Consider the following 15070-nt stretch of genomic DNA (forward strand, 5'->3'; position numbering starts at 1 on the left):
GCCCCGGAGGAGAAGAAGCATGAGCCGCAGCGACGTCCTGGTAGACGCCGACTGGGTCGAGGCCCACCTCGAGGACCCGAAGGTCGCCGTCGTCGAGGTCGACGAGGACACCTCGGCGTACGACAAGAACCACATCAAGAACGCGATCCGCATCGACTGGACCCAGGACCTCCAGGACCCGGTCCGCCGCGACTTCATCGACCAGGAGGGCTTCGAGAAGCTCCTGTCGGCGAAGGGCATCGCCAACGACACGACCGTCGTCCTCTACGGCGGCAACAACAACTGGTTCGCGTCCTACGCCTACTGGTACTTCAAGCTCTACGGCCACCAGGACGTGAAGCTGCTCGACGGCGGCCGCAAGAAGTGGGAGCTGGACTCCCGCGACCTCGTCGACGGCGACCAGGTCCCCAGCCGTCCGGCCACGCAGTACAAGGCCCAGCCCCAGGACACCTCGATCCGCGCCTTCCGCGACGACGTCGTGAACGCCATCGGCACCCAGAACCTGGTCGACGTGCGCTCGCCCGACGAGTTCAGCGGCAAGCTGCTCGCCCCCGCCCACCTGCCGCAGGAGCAGTCGCAGCGCCCGGGCCACGTCCCGTCCGCCCGCAACATCCCGTGGTCGAAGAACGCCAACGACGACGGCACGTTCAAGTCGGACGACGAGCTGAAGGCCCTCTACGCCGAGGAGCAGGTGGACCTCGCCAAGGACTCCATCGCGTACTGCCGCATCGGTGAGCGCTCGGCCCTGACCTGGTTCGTGCTGCACGAGCTGCTCGGTGTCGAGAACGTCAAGAACTACGACGGCTCCTGGACCGAGTACGGCTCCCTCGTCGGTGTGCCGATCGAGCTCGGCGCGAACAAGTAGTCCGCCGGCTTCCCGGTACCCCTCTTCTTCCCTCTCCTCTTCCTCCCAAGGAGTCCAGCATGTGTGGAGCCAAGGCCGGCGGCCCCGACGCTTCGACGATCAAGCCCGGTGAGACCACGATCCAGGGCAGCGTGACCCGCGACGGCGAGCCGGTGACGGGCTACGTCCGTCTCCTCGACTCGACCGGCGAGTTCACCGCCGAGGTCCCGACCTCGGCGACGGGCCAGTTCCGCTTCTACGCGGCCGAGGGCACGTGGACCGTCCGCGCGCTGGTGCCGGGCGGCTCCGCCGACCGCACGGTCGTCGCCCAGACGGGCGGCCTCGCGGAGGTCGCCATCGCCGTCTGATCGCCGTCTGATCGCTGTCTGACGGCGACAGCGCACAGATACCGGCCGAAGGGCCGCACCCCAGGGGGTTGGACGCCACTGGTACGGGGTGCGGCCCTTCGGTCGTCCCGCCCTTACGCGGGGCGTGGGCGCCGCCGTACGCTGGACTTATGTACGCACGCAGGCGTCATGTGGCCGCTCTTTGATGCGCCCCTCGCACTGCTTCGCAGGCTTCGGGCCGCTGCGCCGGACTCCGTCCGCCGGAGCGCGTGAGCTGCGGGGCGCGCCTAGCGCTTTCGCTTCCCGTCCAGTTCGTCCCACCACTCGTCGGACTTGGGGTCCCCCGACGGGTCGTCCCACCAGCGGTCCTCCGGACCACGCCGGTTGGCGACCATGGCCGCGAGCGGGGGGATCACCATCGCGACGACGCACATTCCCACGGCGACAGGGATGGACCAGAGGCGCACGACGCCCCACGCCAGGACGAACAGGGCGATGCAGGTGCCCATCATGGCGAAGTACACATGACGCCTGCGTGCGTACATACGTCCAGCCTACGGCGGTGGCAGCCCGCGGACGAGGGCTCGGCAGACCTCACAGAGAGAGCTCTCGGCATCCCTACTAAGCTGGACCCCGGCCCCGTACCGCCCTCATACCGCTCACCGAGGAGCACCCCGTGCTTGAGGCATTCTTCTCCGCCCTCCTTGTTCTCGTCTGCGTCGGCGTCCTCGCCTTCGCCGGGCTGACCGTGAAGAAGCTGTACCAGGGCCAGCGCTGACCCCCCGCGCCCCCGGCATGAAGCCGCCCCCCACCGAGAGACGCCTGAGCAACCCATGATCGAGATTCCGTCCGACCTGAACCCCGAGCTCGTCCCCCTCGCCTTCCTCCTTGGCAACTGGGCGGGCGCGGGCGTCACCGACTTCCCCGGCGCCGAGAAGGCCAACTTCGGCCAGGAGGTCTCCTTCACGCACGACGGGCGGGACTTCCTCGAGTACCACTCGCACACCTGGATCCTGGACCAGGACGGCAACAAGGTCAGGCCGCTGGAGTCCGAGTCCGGCTACTGGCGGGTGGACAAGGACCGCAAGGTCGAGGTCGTCATGGTCCGCGACGACGGCGTCGTCGAGGTCTGGTACGGCGAGCTGGCCGACAAGAAGCCGCAGATCGACCTGGCGACCGACGCCGTGGCCCGCACCGCCGCCTCCGGCCCCTACAGCGGCGGCAAGCGGCTGTACGGGTACGTGAAGGGCGACCTCATGTGGGTCGGCGAGAAGCAGACCCCCGAGGTGCCGCTCCGGCCCTACATGTCGGCCCAGCTGAAGAAGGTCGTCTCGCCCGAGGACGTCGCCGAGATGGCACGGAACCTCGGCGATCTGCCCGACGACGGCATCGCCTTCTTCAAGTAGTCATAGACTCGGCGGTGTGGTGAGCACCGACTGGAAGAGCGACCTGCGGCAGCGCGGCTACCGGCTGACCCCGCAGCGCCAGCTTGTCCTCGAAGCCGTCGACACCCTTGAGCACGCGACCCCCGACGACATCCTCTCCGAAGTGCGGAAGACGGCGTCGGGGGTCAACATTTCCACGGTGTACCGGACCCTGGAGCTCCTGGAGGAGCTCGGGCTCGTCAGCCACGCCCACCTCGGGCACGGCGCCCCCACGTACCACCTCGCGGACCGCCACCACCACATCCACCTGGTCTGCCGGGACTGCACGAACGTGATCGAGGCGGACGTCGACATCGCCGCCGACTTCACCGCCAAGCTCCGCGAGACCTTCGGCTTCGACACGGACCTGAAGCACTTCGCGATCTTCGGCCAGTGCAAGGACTGCGGGGAGAAATAAACGCGGGCTTCTTCGGGTCGTAGTCTTTGTGAACATGAAGAGCCCCCTCTTGTCCCTGCCCGGCGCCGTCCCCGCCGAGGGCGTGGACGAAGGCGTCGCCGCGCACTACGGCGACCTGTTCCGCGAGCAGCGCACCCTCGCCGACGGCGCGGGCCTCGTGGACCTCTCGCACCGCGGCGTCCTCACCGTCACCGGCTCCGACCGGCTCAGCTGGCTGCACCTGCTGCTCACCCAGCACGTGAGCGAGCTGCCCGCGGGCCAGGCCACCGAGGCGCTGATCCTCTCCGCCAACGGGCACATCGAGCACGCCCTCTATCTCGTCGACGACGGCGAGACGATGTGGGCGCACGTCGAGCCCGGCTCGCAGGACGCGCTGATCGCGTACCTGGAGAGCATGAAGTTCTTCTACCGGGTCGAAGTCGCCGACCGCACCGAGGAGTTCGCGGTCGTGCACCTGCCGGCCGGCTCGATCGCCGAGGTCCCCGAGGGCGTCGCGGTGCGCGAGACGGCGTACGGGCGCGACCTCTTCCTGCCGCGCGGCGAACTCTCCTCGTACGCGGAGCGGCACGGGCCCGCCGTCGGCCTGCTCGCCCACGAGGCGCTGCGCGTCGAGGCGCACCGGCCCCGGCTCGGCTTCGAGACCGACCACCGGACCATCCCGCACGAGCTGGGCTGGATCGGCAGCGCCGTGCACCTGCAGAAGGGCTGCTACCGGGGACAGGAGACCGTCGCCCGCGTGCAGAACCTGGGCAAGCCCCCGCGCCGCCTGGTCTTCCTGCACCTGGACGGCAGCGATGTGCACCTGCCGCCGCCCGGCACGCCGCTCCACCTGGCGAGCGACGGCCCCGAGGGCCGCAAGCTGGGCTTCGTCACCACGTCCGTGCGCCACCACGAGCTGGGCCCCATCGCCCTCGCCCTGATCAAGCGCAACGTCCCGGTCGACGCGCCACTCCTCGCGGGCACCACGGCCGCGGCGCAGGAGGTCGTGGTCGAGCCGTGAGGGCGGTCGTGCAGCGCGTCGACGGCGCGAGCGTGGTGGTCGACGGGGAGACCGTCGGGGAGATCAGCGGCGAGGGGCTGTGCGTCCTGGTGGGGGTGACTCACGAGGACACCAAGGAGAAGGCGGCGCAGCTGGCCCGCAAGCTCTGGTCGGTGCGGATGCTGGCCGACGAGAAGTCATGCAGCGACATCGACGCGCCTCTTCTCGTCATCAGCCAGTTCACGCTCTACGGGGACGCCCGCAAGGGCCGCCGCCCCACCTGGAACGCGGCGGCGCCCGGCGACGTCGCCGAGCCCCTCGTCGAGGAGGTCGTGGCCCGGCTCCGGTCGCTGGGCGCGACGGTGGCCACCGGACGCTTCGGCGCCCAGATGCGGGTCTCGCTCACCAACGACGGTCCGTTCACGGTCCTGTTGGAGATCTGAGCCACCCCGTCAACCTGCCGAAAACGCACTCTTGATCCCCCCCATCTGGGGCCGATCGGGGGCACTCGGTCACATACCGGCCACGCGGGGTGGCACCATGCTCACACGCGGTGTACCGCGTCGGCCGGTCGAGGGGACGGTAGAGCCACATGAGCACACCAAGCACCGGGCAGCCGCCCGGACCCGTGTCGCTGATCCGTACGGGCAGTGCGGGCAGCACGGGTACCACGGGCAGCACGGGCAGCACGGGCAGCACGGGTCGTCGAGCGAGTACGAGCGTGCCGCGGCCGCCCGCGCAGCGCACCGGCAGCGGTCCGGTCCTGCCCGAGCCGCCCGCGCACGACCTGGCGGCCCTGCGCCTGCCCGAGCTGCGCGCGCTGCGCCGCGAGGCCCAGCAGGACGAGGCGGACCTGAGCTATGTGCGGCGGCTGCTCCAGGGTCGCATCGACATCCTGCGGGCCGAGGCGGCCTCGCGCAGGGACGCGGCGGCCGCGGGCGGCCGGAGCCCGGACGTCGGCAGCTACGCCCGCGAGGAGCCCCCGGGCGCCGTCGTCGACCGGCTCTCGGAGATCCTCGCGGACGCCCCGGCGCCCCGCCGCTCCTCCGCCCGCCACGTGACGCTCGGCACCCCGCACAGCGAGGAGTACCGGCTGCTCGCCACGGAGATGCTCGCCGAGGTCGAGCTCTCCGACCTGGGAGCCCGCACGGACGACGAGCTGCACGCCGCGATGGGCCGCCTGATCCGCTACGAGCAGCAGGTTTCCCGGCGCCGCGGACAGCTTCAGCACACTGCCGACGATTGCAGCGCGGAGATCGCCCGCAGGTACCGTGAAGGGGAAGCACAAGTCGACGACCTGCTCTCCTGACCCGGTGACCCCGGGGGCCGTGGGGCGGGCGTCCCGCCCCACGGAAGGCCGAAGATGACCCCCGCCGCCTCCTGCCCCCCTTCGCCCGCGGACGCTCCCGGCGCGATAGCCCCGGTCCTCGCCGAGGTCGTGCGTTCCGGCTTCGTCGAGGGCCATCATCGGGGGAGCCTGGTGCTCCTCGCGGCGGACGGCAGCGTGGAGCTGGCGCTCGGCGATGTGACGGCGCCGGTCTTCCCGCGCTCGGCGAACAAGCCGATGCAGGCCGCCGCGGTGCTGCGGGCGGGGCTCGGCCTCGGCGGCGAGCGGCTCGCACTCGCCGCCGCGAGCCACTCCGGGGAGGTCTTCCACCGGGACCTCGTCCAGAAGATGCTGGCCGAGCACGGGCTGACCGCCGCGGCCCTGCAGTGCCCGCCCGACCTGCCGCTCGACCCGGTCGAGGCGGAGACGTACCTGGCCTCGGGCGCCGTCCGCGACCGCGTCACCATGAACTGCTCCGGCAAGCACACGGCGATGATCGCGGCCTGTGCCCTGAACGGCTGGGACACCGACTCCTACCTGGACCCCGAGCACCCCCTCCAGCAGCTGGTCCTCGACGTCGTCGAGGAGGCCGCAGGGGAGTCCGTGGCGGCGGTCGGCACCGACGGCTGCGGCGCCCCGCTGATGGCGCTCACGCTGCCCGGCCTCGCCCGCGCCTTCCGCCACTTCGTGCTCGCCCCCGAGGGCTCCGCCGAGCGCCGCGTCGCCGACGCCATGCGTGCCCACCCCGAGTACGTGGCGGGCACCCGGCGCCCCGACACCTGGCTGATGCGCGAGGTGCCGGGCACCTTGTCGAAGATGGGCGCCGAGGCGGTGCAGGCGGTGGCTCTCGCGGACGGCAGGGCCCTCGCGTTCAAGGTCGACGACGGCGCGGGCCGCGCCCTCGGCCCGGTCCTCGCCCGCGCCCTGACGATGCTCGGCGTGGACGCCCCGGTGGTCGGCCGCATCGGCCGTTCTCCCCTGCTGGGCGGGGGAGTTGAGGTCGGGGAGATCCGCGCCGCGTTCTGACGGCGGGCGGGCGCGGCGGCCACGTGGGATATCCGGGTGCGGCACGCACCTCGTACACCTAGCGTGCTCGCATGAGCGATGACGTCGAGGTCCGCCCGATCACCGAGGACGAGCTGTCGGAGTGGCTGCGCGCCTGCAACGCGGGGTTCATGCGGCCCCTGGCCCGGGTCTCGGACGAGACCGTCGCGTACCGCAGGAAGTCCGTCGACCCCGCCCGTACGCAGGGGGCGTTCGACCCGGTGACCGGGCGCTGCGTGGCCACGTTCCGCAGCTTCGCGCAGGAGATCACCGCGGTGGGCGGCGCCCCGGTCCCGGCCGACGCCATCGCCAACGTGACCGTCAGCCCGACGCATCGCCGCCGCGGGCTGCTCGGCCGCATGATGGCCGCCGACCTGGCCGCCGCCAAGGAGCGCGGCGACGTGGTGGCCACGCTGATCCCCTCCGAGTACGGGATCTACGGGCGGTTCGGCTTCGGGCCCGCCACCTGGATCACCAAGTGGTCCGTGGACGTGCCGCGTTCGGGCCTCGACCGGCGGGTGCCCGCCCCGCGCGAGGGCGGCCGGGTCGACCTCGTGGACGGGGCCCAAGTGCGGGACCTGGGGCCGGAGTTCCACGACCGCTTCCGAACCGGGCGGCACGGCGCCATCAACCGCGACGAGCACTGGTGGCAGCGCAACACGGGGCAGCAGGTCACCGCGGAGTATCCGTGGACCGAGCCCTTCTACGCGCTGTACCGGACGCCGGCCGGGGTGGTCGAGGGGCTCGTGGCGTACGAGGTGGAGACACGGCACAACGACGCCAAGCAGCCCGCGGGCGCCGCGACCGTGCTCGCCCTGACCGCGTCCACGCCCGCCGCCGAGCGCGCCCTGTGGCACCACGTCCTCTCGCTGGACTGGGTCACCACGGTCCACTCCGGCGAGCGCGCCCCCGACGACCTGCTGCCCGACCTGCTCCCCGATCCGCGCGCGGCCGCGGTCACCACGCGGGCGGACTGGCTGTGGCTGCGGATCCTGGACGTCGTACGGGCGCTGGAGGCGCGCACCTACCGGGGGTCGGGCTCGCTCGTCCTGGAGGTGCGGGACCGGGCCGGGTACGCGGCCGGGCGGTTCCGGCTCGACGCGGGGGCGGGGGGTGCGCGGTGCGTGCCGACCGGGGAGCGGGCCCAACTGTCGCTGGACGTCGCCGAGTTGAGCTCGCTGTGGCTGGGCGGGGCGTCGGCGGAGCGGTTCGCCGCGCTCGGCCGGGTGGCGGCAGAGGAAGAGGGCGCCGACCGGGTGGCCGACGCCCTCTTCGGTGTGTCCAGGTCCCCCTGGTGCCCGGACATCTTCTAGGTGGTCTTCGGTTCGACCGTGGTTCGACGGCGTGACCGGACTCCCGGCTCCCCTCCGGATGGGAGCCCGGTCAGCCTGACTGGGCGAGCAGCATCACGAGGATCACGGCCCCGATGCCGCTGAGGGTGGTGTTCTTGGCCTTGATGCCGATGGACAGCGCGATGAAGGCGATGATGCCCATCGGTCCGTACTTCCACTGGACGAGCTGCTCGAAGCCGATGGCGACGGCGGCGATGACGAGGGCGATCAGTGGCATGGCTTCCCCCCTTATCCGGGACCACGTTGCTTAAGTTGGCAACCAAGTCCAAGGGACTTATCTCCGTGATGGCTAGGCTCATAACCATCTTTCGAGCAACTCCCCAAAGATGGCGCGAAGTTGTACCGTCATAGTGTGAGCGCGGAACAAGCCTCGATGAATGGGCGGAAGGGGCCGCACAGGTCCTCCCGCGAGGTCGCCGACGAGCTGCGCAGCCGTATCCGGTCCGGGCTGCTGCGGCCGGGCCAGCGCATGCCCACGCAGGCGGAGCTGGCCGGTGAGTTCGGCGTGGAGCGCGGGCGGGTGCGCGAGGCCCTGCGCATCCTGCAGGGCGAGCACTTGCTGGCCAATGTGTCCAAGGGCAGCCCGCCCAAGGTCGCGGACGCGACGGCGGGCCCGGGCGGTGGCCCCGGGGAGGTGAAACCGCAGCCCACGATGGTCGGCCTCGGACCGCGCATCACCGCCGCGTTCGACGCTCCGCACGTCGAGATAGACGCGCTCTGCCTGACGGCGATATCCCTGACGATGGCGATCGGCGAACCGCTGCGACGGATCCACGCCGGGGAGCGAAAACCGGCCAAGGTCGACGTCCGGGTGATGCTGCCGAGCCGCGACATCGACCTCGCCTTCCCCGCGCCGGTGGACGGCGGCGGCAAGGAGGGGGAGCAGCTGCACGAGCGCTGGCTCAACCAGCGCAACGCGCAGGGGCAGGTGCTGCGGCACAACCTGCTGGCGCTGCGCACCTCGCACGGCATCGACGTCAACGTCACCTTCCGCGCGCTGCCGTTCACGCCCCCGGTCAAGTTGTACCTGCTCAACGGCGCGGAGGCGCTCTTCGCGTACTACACGCTCACCAGGCAGAGCGGGCAGACGCTCGGCCACGACTCCGTGGAGATGTACGACGCCCAGGGGTCGCAGTCGATGCTCTTCCCCTTCCACCAGGGCGACGGGCTGCGGGACACGACCTTCGTGGAGCAGTCGCACCTGTGGTTCAACGCGCTCTGGGAGACGATCAGCCAGGACCTGGAGCTGAGTTAGAGGGCCGGGCCCGTGATCGAGAGGGCGAGGACGACCGCGCCGAGCGAGCTGCAGGTGGCGTTGCGCGCGCGGACGCCGATGGTCAGGAGCAGCAGACCGGCGATGCCGGCCGGGCCGTACTTCCACTGCACGAACTGGTCGACGGTGACGACGAAGACGGCGGCGAGAAGGGACAGGACTCGCATGGTGGCGCCTCCTTCTGAAGTGGCTGCCAACTCAGGTGAGTTGGCAGCCAAGTTCACTCAAGTTGTCCCCGCTTGGCGGGAGTTCATAAACAAGTGGCCTTCAACTTTCCGCAACCCCCTGAGATGGCCGGGCAGTTGTATCGTCTGGTCGTGACCAAGGAGAACGTCGCAGTGGACGGCAAGAGAAAGCTCTCCCCCCACGACATCGCCGAGGAGCTCCGCGGCCGGATGCGCGCCGGTGACCTCAGGCCCGGCGACCGGCTGCCCACCCAGAGCCGGCTCGCCGACGAGTTCGGCGTGGAGCGCGGCACCGTGCGCCAGGCGCTGCGCAAGCTCCAGGACGAGGGGCTGCTCGACCACGTCAGCAAGGGCGCCCCGCCACGGATCGCCGAGCAGGCCCCGGAGGCGGCCCCGGCGGGCGAGGAGCCGCAGCCCTCGATGGTGGGGCTCGCACCGCGCCTCACCGCCGCCTTCGCCGAGCCCCACGTGAGCATCGACGTGGTCTCGTACACGGCGGAGACCCTGATGCTCGCGCTCGGCGAGCCGGTGCGCCGCATCCACGACGAAAGCATTCGCCCCGAGTCGATCGACGTGCGCATCCTGCTGCCCAGCAGCGACATCGACCTGGCGTTCCCCGTCCCGGTGACGGGCGCGGACGACGGCCGCCTGCACAGCCGCTGGCTCAACCAGCGCAACGCGCAGGGGCAGGTGCTCCGCCACAACCTGCTCGCGCTGCGCAGCTCGCACGGCATCGACGTCAATGTCACCTTCCGCGCCCTGCCGTTCACGACACCGGTGAAGCTCTACCTCCTGAACGGGCGCGAGGCGCTGCTCGCGTACTACACGCTCTCGCGGCAGGAGCTGGCCTTCGAGGCGGGGAACGAGACCCTGGAGCTGTACGACGCGGGCGGTCTGCGGTCCCCGCTCTTCTCCTTCGAGAAGGCGACGGGCAGTGCGCGCGACTCCATGTTCGTGGAGGAGTCCCAGAACTGGTTCGACGCCCTCTGGGAAACCATCACGCTGGACCTGACACTCTCCTAGTGACTACTGATTCCACGGGTGCGAGTGATGTGAATGGTGCGATAGAGGCCCTCCTCGACGGCGTGCGCTGTGTGCTGTGGGACTTCGATGGCCCCATCTGCGGTCTGTTCGCGGGGCATTCGGCGCGCACGATCGCCGACGAGCAGGTGCGCTGGCTGCGCGAGCGGGGCCTGCGCGGACTGCCCACCGACGAGCTGAGCGGCGAGGCCGACCCGTATGTGGTGCTGCGTGTCGTCGATCACCGCCACCCCGGCAGCGACCTCGTCACCGAGCTCGAGGAGCGGCTCACCCAGCAGGAGTTGAAGGCCGTCCGCTCCGCGCTGCCCACCGCGTACGCCGATCCGCTGATCCGGACCTGGACGGCCACGGGCGCCCGGCTCGCCGTCACCACCAACAACTCTCCGCTGGCCGTCGCCGACTACCTGGAGACGCGCGGCCTCACCGACTGCTTCGCGCCGCACATATACGGCCGCCTCAAGGAGGACCTCAGCCTCCTCAAGCCGGACCCGCACTGCGTGCACCGCGCCCTCAACGCGATGGGGGTGTCGCCCGGCGCGGCCCTCATGATCGGTGACACGCCGTCGGACCACGCGGCCGCGCGCGACGCCGGGGTGCGCTTCCTCGGATACGCGTACAGCGAGGCGAAGGCGGCGAAGCTGGCGGCGGCGGGCGCCCGGGTCGTCGTGGACTCGCTCCAGCCGGTCCTGGAGTCGGTCAAGCGTGGCGCCCGTTGACCAGCGGTGCACGCACACCTGATGCAAAGGTGACGCAACATCTGTCCACATGCTGGCAAGCGGCGGGTATCGCTCCGTGAGACAGCTACCCTCAGCGAGCATGTCGTCACCCCTGCCTCGAAGAGCCCATGAGGCATTGGTCCGCCGCTTCGCGGCCGCCCACCGGGACCGGCCGGGCGGCGAGGTCGCGGTCGGCCACCACAACCGGAACTACGTGGTTCCGCTGGACTGGCCGCTCGCCCTCCTCCTCGGCCGGATGCCCTTCGGTACCCGGGCCAAGTTCCGCACGCCGCTGGACGCGGTGGAGGTGGTGCCCCGGATCTGGCCGAGCGAGGCCGAGGTCCTCAGGGCGGTCACCCGCCACCTCGGTGAAGTCCCGCGCTGCCTCGCGGACTTCGGCGACTGGTCGATCCACAGCTATGTGCCGGGCAGGCCGCTCTCCGAGGAGATCCCGCACGGCCCGGTCGGCGAGGAGCTGCTGCGCTCCTTCGCTCGCTTCTTCGCCCGGACGGCCTGCGTGCCCGAGAGCGAGCTGCCGCCGCTGCCCGCCGACTGGCCCGTCTCCGGCGACACCCAGTCCTTCCTGCGCTGGCTCATCGACTTCACCGAGCTCCGCGTGCACCGCCACAACCGGCGCCGCTTCGGCGCCCTCTTCCGCGCCGTGGGCGTCCGCACCGACGCCATGACCGCCTTCGCGGGCCGCCTCCCGCTGCTCGCCCCGCGCCCCTTCTGCCTCATCCACACCGACGTGCACCGTGCCAACGTCGTCGTCGTGCGCCCCGGCAGGACCGCGGTCATCGACTGGGAGCTGTCGATGTTCGGCGACCCGGTCCACGAACTCGCCACCCACCTCGTACGGATGGAGTACGACGAGGCCGAGCACGACCGGATGCGCGACCTGTGGGCCGACGAGCTGACCGAGGCGGGCCGGGCCGAGCTGACCAAGGGCCTCGACACCGACCTGCCCGTCTACCTCGACTTCGAGTACGCCCAGTCGGTCTTCCCCGACATCATGCGCGCTGCCCTTGCCCTGCCCGCCGCCCCCGCCGACGAGGACTTCGAGGCGGCGGCGGCCCCGGTGCGCCGGGCGCTGCGCCGGGCGGCCGGGCCCCTGAGGCTGAAGGGGGTGCCGGGCACGGGCCGGGTCGTGACGGCGCTGCGCGCGTGGCACGCGGGGGACGTGGGGGAGCGGTTCTCGGGGGCCGGAACAGCTGGTGCGGACCCTCAACTGCGTTCTCTGGCAGGCTGGCTGGGCCTGCGCGCCGAACCGGTGCGAACCAGTTCGATCCAGGCCGGACCTGACTTGGCCTGACCTGGCGTGGCCTGACCTGAGCTAGGCGTACGCGGCGAGCCCCCGCCGCAGCCCCGCGAACGCCCGCTCCGTCGCCGGCACCGCCTCGGCCGCCACTTCGTCGACCGCCTCCCCGGCCGCGATCCGCCGCCCGTTCTCCAGGGCGAGCACCCGCTGCACCGCCACGATCTGCGCCGCCGCGATCCGGGCGTCGAGCCCGGCCTCCTCCGTGCCGTCGCCGCCGTCGAGCGCCTTCGCGAGGGCCGCCTCCGAGCGCTCCTGGTAGCCGGGGATGCGGGCGACGAGGGCGGGAGTCCCGTACAGCAGGCGCTGGAAGGCCAGGACGTGGGGGTGGTCGCTGAGGCCCGTGACCGGGTCGCGGCGTGCCACCGCGTCGAGGTGGTGGCGCTCAAGCGCGGCCAGCGGGGACTCGCCCCGGGCGCGGCCCGCGACCACCCGCGCCGCCTCGTCCTCGTGGTCGGCGAAGCGGTGCAGGACCAGGTCCTCCTTGGTGGGGAAGTACCGGAACAGCGTCGGCTTGGAGATCTCGGCGGCCGCCGCCACCTCCGCCACGGACACCTTGTCGAAGCCCTTCTCCAGGAAGAGGGCGATCGCCGCCTCGGAGATCGACTGGTACATCCGCTGCTTCTTGCGCTCGCGCAGGCCCACTTCGCCGGCTTCGCCGCTCGTCGTCATGGGAGCAGCGTACGCCATCTGAATCTCGGTAAGAAATTTAACTCGGTTACGTTATTCTGCTCGGCATGACACCTGACGAGGCCCTCACCCAGGAACGCGGCTACCACGACACCTGCCGCACCGCCCTCGACGCGATGGTCCAAGGCGCCCAGGACCACGTCATCACCGGCGAGAACGTCTCCGCGTCCGGCGCCGACGCCGAGGTCCTCGGCTATCAACTGCGCAGCCGCGCCAAGGAGTTCAGGGAGCTGCCGGACGCGCCGCTGTTCTTCGGGCGCCTCGACTTCGACGCCGCCGCGGCCGAGGCGGGCGACCACCGCGGGCAGAGCTACCACATCGGGCGGCTGCGCATCACCGAGCACCCCTCGGCCCCGCCGCTCGTCGTCGACTGGCGCGCCCCCGTCTCCCGCGCCTTCTACCAGGCGGGCCCCCGCGACCCCCAGGGCGTCGCCGTCCGCCGCCGCTTCGGCTGGGCGCCCGGCAGCAAGGGCGCCTCCGCCGACCTCACCGGGCTGGAGGATGAGCACCTGGGGGAGGAGGAGCCACGGGGCGGGGAGGCCGAGGGGGGCGCCGTCGCTGCGGCCGGCGGCATCCTCGCGGGTGAGATCGAGCGGCCCCGCGTCGGACCCATGCGCGACATCGCCGCCACCATCCAGCCCGAGCAGGACGACCTCGTGCGCGCCGAACTCACCGCGTCGGTCTGTGTGCAGGGCGCCCCCGGCACCGGCAAGACCGCCGTCGGCCTGCACCGGGCCGCTTACCTCCTCTACACCCACCCCCAGCGCGTGCAGCGCTCCGGGCTCCTCATCCTCGGCCCCAACCGCACCTTCCTGCGCTACATCGCCGAGGTCCTGCCCGCGCTCGGCGAGACGGGCGTGCGCCAGTCCACCGTCCAGGACGAGATCGCCCGGCACGAGGTGCGCGGCCACGACGACGCGGCGGCGGCCCGGGTCAAGCACGACGCCCGGATGGCCGAGGTGCTGCGCCGGGCCCTGTACGCGCGGGTCGGCGCGCCCGCCGACTCCCTTGCGATCCCGGACGGTTCGTACCGCTGGCGCGTGGACCTCAGCGACCTGGAGCGCATCGTCGACGACGTGCGCGCCGAGCAGCCGCCGTACGAGATCGGGCGGGAGCGGGTGCGCAGCCGGGCCGTGCGCCTCGTGCGGGAGCAGGCCGAGCGGCGCGCGGGCGCGGTGACCAACGCCTGGCTGCAGAAGATCTCCCGGGCCCGGCCCGTCTCCGCGTACGTCGACCAGGTCTGGCCGAGGGCGAAGGCGGAGGAGGTGCTCGCCGCGCTGCTCACCGACCCGGACACGCTCGCGGCGGCGGCCGACGGGATCCTCGACGGGGCGGAACAGCGGGCCATCCGCTGGAGCAGGCCGCCGCGCTCCTTCAAGTCGGCCCGCTGGTCCGCCGCCGACCTCGTCCTGCTCGACGAGCTGGCCGGGCTCATCGAACGGCCCGAGGGCTACGGCCACATCGTCGTCGACGAGGCGCAGGACCTCTCCCCGATGGAGTGCCGGGCCATCGCGCGCCGCGCCGACTTCGGCTCGCTCACGGTCCTCGGCGACCTCGCCCAGGGCACCACGCCCTGGGCCGCCCGCTCCTGGCCCGAGCTCCTTCGCCACCTCGGCAAGCCCACCGCCGCCCTGGCCCCGCTGACCACCGGCTTCCGCGTCCCGAGGGCGGTCGTGGGCCTGGCCAACCGGCTCCTTGCCGAGCTGGACGTGGACGTGCCGCCCGCGCGGTCACTGCGCGCGGACGGCGAGTTGAGGATCGAGGAGACGGACGATGTGACGGCGGCGACCGTCACCGCCGTGCGCCGTGCGCTGACCCGGGAGGGCTCCCTCGGCGTCATCGCCGCCGAGGCCGGCACGGAGGCGCTGCGCGCGGCCCTCACCGCGGCGGGTATCGCGTGCGCGGGCCCCGACGACCTCGCCGCGCGCGTGACGGTGCTGCCCGCGACGGTCGCCAAGGGCCTGGAGTACGACCACGTGATCGCCGTCGAGCCCGCCGCGATCGTCGAGGCGGAGCCCCGGGGCGCGCACCGCCTGTACGTGGTCCTGACCCGTGCGGTGTCCCGCCTCGACGTGCTGCACAGCAGGCCGCTGCCCTGGAACTCGTAAGGCAGAA

At 71.8% G+C, this 15070-nt stretch carries 18 protein-coding genes; 14 read left to right on the forward strand and 4 right to left on the reverse strand.

Annotated features, from left to right (window positions below; genetic code table 11):
• Positions 1-19: 19 nt before the first annotated feature.
• Both ACQB60_RS11030 and ACQB60_RS11035 read left to right on the forward strand, forming a co-directional pair.
• The gene (locus ACQB60_RS11030; RefSeq protein ID WP_496925728.1) at positions 20-865 is read left to right on the forward strand and encodes a sulfurtransferase; all 846 of its coding nucleotides are present in this window, start codon (positions 20-22) and stop codon (positions 863-865) included.
• 59 nt (positions 866-924) lie between these two features.
• Positions 925-1212 (forward strand): DUF1416 domain-containing protein, encoded by a 288-nt coding sequence (locus tag ACQB60_RS11035; RefSeq protein ID WP_018519671.1) that lies wholly within the window; start codon positions 925-927, stop codon positions 1210-1212.
• 266 nt (positions 1213-1478) lie between these two features.
• On the opposite strand, the gene ACQB60_RS11040 is transcribed toward ACQB60_RS11035, so the two are convergent.
• Positions 1479-1736, reverse strand: coding sequence for a DUF3099 domain-containing protein (locus ACQB60_RS11040; protein ID WP_496925729.1), 258 nt, complete (start codon positions 1734-1736; stop codon positions 1479-1481).
• Positions 1737-2024: 288 nt separating this feature from the next.
• Here ACQB60_RS11040 and ACQB60_RS11045 point away from each other — a divergent pair, with 288 nt between their 5' ends.
• The 7 genes from ACQB60_RS11045 (at position 2025) to ACQB60_RS11075 (ending at position 7696) form a co-directional block, all read left to right on the forward strand.
• Positions 2025-2597 (forward strand): heme-binding beta-barrel domain-containing protein, encoded by a 573-nt coding sequence (locus ACQB60_RS11045; RefSeq protein ID WP_496925730.1) that lies wholly within the window; start codon positions 2025-2027, stop codon positions 2595-2597.
• Between the two features lie 16 nt (positions 2598-2613).
• Complete coding sequence (locus ACQB60_RS11050; RefSeq protein WP_496925731.1) at positions 2614-3033, forward strand: Fur family transcriptional regulator; 420 nt, start codon at positions 2614-2616, stop codon at positions 3031-3033.
• Positions 3034-3067: 34 nt separating this feature from the next.
• Positions 3068-4033: a CAF17-like 4Fe-4S cluster assembly/insertion protein YgfZ gene (ygfZ, locus tag ACQB60_RS11055; protein ID WP_496925732.1), complete on the forward strand. Its 966-nt coding sequence runs from the start codon at positions 3068-3070 to the stop codon at positions 4031-4033.
• The gene (gene dtd / locus ACQB60_RS11060; protein WP_496925733.1) at positions 4030-4455 is read left to right on the forward strand and encodes a D-aminoacyl-tRNA deacylase; all 426 of its coding nucleotides are present in this window, start codon (positions 4030-4032) and stop codon (positions 4453-4455) included. Before ygfZ ends, dtd begins: the two co-directional genes overlap by 4 nt.
• A gap of 149 nt (positions 4456-4604) precedes the next feature.
• Positions 4605-5321, forward strand: coding sequence for an RsiG family protein (locus ACQB60_RS11065; protein WP_496925734.1), 717 nt, complete (start codon positions 4605-4607; stop codon positions 5319-5321).
• A gap of 54 nt (positions 5322-5375) precedes the next feature.
• A complete protein-coding gene (locus tag ACQB60_RS11070) occupies positions 5376-6365 on the forward strand; it encodes an asparaginase (RefSeq protein ID WP_496925735.1) in 990 nt (329 codons plus the stop codon).
• A 71-nt stretch (positions 6366-6436) separates the two neighbouring features.
• Positions 6437-7696 carry a GNAT family N-acetyltransferase gene (locus ACQB60_RS11075; protein ID WP_496925736.1) on the forward strand — a complete coding sequence of 420 codons (1260 nt, stop codon included), beginning with the start codon at positions 6437-6439 and terminating at the stop codon, positions 7694-7696.
• A 70-nt stretch (positions 7697-7766) separates the two neighbouring features.
• On the opposite strand, the gene ACQB60_RS11080 is transcribed toward ACQB60_RS11075, so the two are convergent.
• Positions 7767-7952, reverse strand: coding sequence for a hypothetical protein (locus ACQB60_RS11080; protein WP_384849220.1), 186 nt, complete (start codon positions 7950-7952; stop codon positions 7767-7769).
• A 156-nt stretch (positions 7953-8108) separates the two neighbouring features.
• On the opposite strand from ACQB60_RS11080, the gene ACQB60_RS11085 reads away from it, so the two are divergent.
• Positions 8109-8990, forward strand: a complete 882-nt coding sequence (locus ACQB60_RS11085) for a winged helix-turn-helix domain-containing protein (protein WP_496926160.1) — start codon at positions 8109-8111, stop codon at positions 8988-8990.
• On the opposite strand, the gene ACQB60_RS11090 is transcribed toward ACQB60_RS11085, so the two are convergent.
• Positions 8987-9175: a hypothetical protein gene (locus tag ACQB60_RS11090; protein ID WP_496925737.1), complete on the reverse strand. Its 189-nt coding sequence runs from the start codon at positions 9173-9175 to the stop codon at positions 8987-8989. The two genes, ACQB60_RS11085 and ACQB60_RS11090, sit on opposite strands and share 4 nt — an antisense overlap.
• A 144-nt stretch (positions 9176-9319) precedes the next feature.
• Between ACQB60_RS11090 and ACQB60_RS11095 the strand changes: the two genes are divergently transcribed.
• From ACQB60_RS11095 to ACQB60_RS11105, 3 genes are all read left to right on the forward strand, one after another.
• A complete protein-coding gene (locus ACQB60_RS11095; protein WP_496926161.1) occupies positions 9320-10216 on the forward strand; it encodes a winged helix-turn-helix domain-containing protein in 897 nt (298 codons plus the stop codon).
• A 29-nt stretch (positions 10217-10245) separates the two neighbouring features.
• Positions 10246-10950 carry an HAD family hydrolase gene (locus ACQB60_RS11100; protein ID WP_496925738.1) on the forward strand — a complete coding sequence of 235 codons (705 nt, stop codon included), beginning with the start codon at positions 10246-10248 and terminating at the stop codon, positions 10948-10950.
• A 100-nt stretch (positions 10951-11050) separates the two neighbouring features.
• Entirely contained in the window at positions 11051-12262 is a 1212-nt protein-coding gene (locus tag ACQB60_RS11105; RefSeq protein ID WP_496925739.1) for a phosphotransferase family protein, read from the forward strand.
• A gap of 21 nt (positions 12263-12283) precedes the next feature.
• On the opposite strand, the gene ACQB60_RS11110 is transcribed toward ACQB60_RS11105, so the two are convergent.
• Positions 12284-12937: a TetR/AcrR family transcriptional regulator gene (locus ACQB60_RS11110; protein WP_496925740.1), complete on the reverse strand. Its 654-nt coding sequence runs from the start codon at positions 12935-12937 to the stop codon at positions 12284-12286.
• A 65-nt stretch (positions 12938-13002) separates the two neighbouring features.
• On the opposite strand from ACQB60_RS11110, the gene ACQB60_RS11115 reads away from it, so the two are divergent.
• A complete protein-coding gene (locus ACQB60_RS11115; protein WP_496925741.1) occupies positions 13003-15063 on the forward strand; it encodes a HelD family protein in 2061 nt (686 codons plus the stop codon).
• Positions 15064-15070: the final 7 nt, after the last annotated feature.

It is taken from the genome of Streptomyces odontotermitis (assembly GCF_050510915.1).
GTDB lineage: Bacteria > Actinomycetota > Actinomycetes > Streptomycetales > Streptomycetaceae > Streptomyces.

Coding starts and splice junctions, on each gene's coding strand:
- ACQB60_RS11030 (WP_496925728.1), top strand. CDS start 20: ATGAGCCGCAGCGACGTCCTGGTAGACGCCGACTGGGTCGAGGCCCAC.
- ACQB60_RS11035 (WP_018519671.1), top strand. CDS start 925: ATGTGTGGAGCCAAGGCCGGCGGCCCCGACGCTTCGACGATCAAGCCC.
- ACQB60_RS11040 (WP_496925729.1), bottom strand. CDS start 1,736: ATGTACGCACGCAGGCGTCATGTGTACTTCGCCATGATGGGCACCTGC.
- ACQB60_RS11045 (WP_496925730.1), top strand. CDS start 2,025: ATGATCGAGATTCCGTCCGACCTGAACCCCGAGCTCGTCCCCCTCGCC.
- ygfZ (WP_496925732.1), top strand. CDS start 3,068: ATGAAGAGCCCCCTCTTGTCCCTGCCCGGCGCCGTCCCCGCCGAGGGC.
- ACQB60_RS11065 (WP_496925734.1), top strand. CDS start 4,605: ATGAGCACACCAAGCACCGGGCAGCCGCCCGGACCCGTGTCGCTGATC.
- ACQB60_RS11070 (WP_496925735.1), top strand. CDS start 5,376: ATGACCCCCGCCGCCTCCTGCCCCCCTTCGCCCGCGGACGCTCCCGGC.
- ACQB60_RS11075 (WP_496925736.1), top strand. CDS start 6,437: ATGAGCGATGACGTCGAGGTCCGCCCGATCACCGAGGACGAGCTGTCG.
- ACQB60_RS11080 (WP_384849220.1), bottom strand. CDS start 7,952: ATGCCACTGATCGCCCTCGTCATCGCCGCCGTCGCCATCGGCTTCGAG.
- ACQB60_RS11085 (WP_496926160.1), top strand. CDS start 8,109: ATGAATGGGCGGAAGGGGCCGCACAGGTCCTCCCGCGAGGTCGCCGAC.
- ACQB60_RS11090 (WP_496925737.1), bottom strand. CDS start 9,175: ATGCGAGTCCTGTCCCTTCTCGCCGCCGTCTTCGTCGTCACCGTCGAC.
- ACQB60_RS11105 (WP_496925739.1), top strand. CDS start 11,051: ATGTCGTCACCCCTGCCTCGAAGAGCCCATGAGGCATTGGTCCGCCGC.
- ACQB60_RS11110 (WP_496925740.1), bottom strand. CDS start 12,937: ATGACGACGAGCGGCGAAGCCGGCGAAGTGGGCCTGCGCGAGCGCAAG.
- ACQB60_RS11115 (WP_496925741.1), top strand. CDS start 13,003: ATGACACCTGACGAGGCCCTCACCCAGGAACGCGGCTACCACGACACC.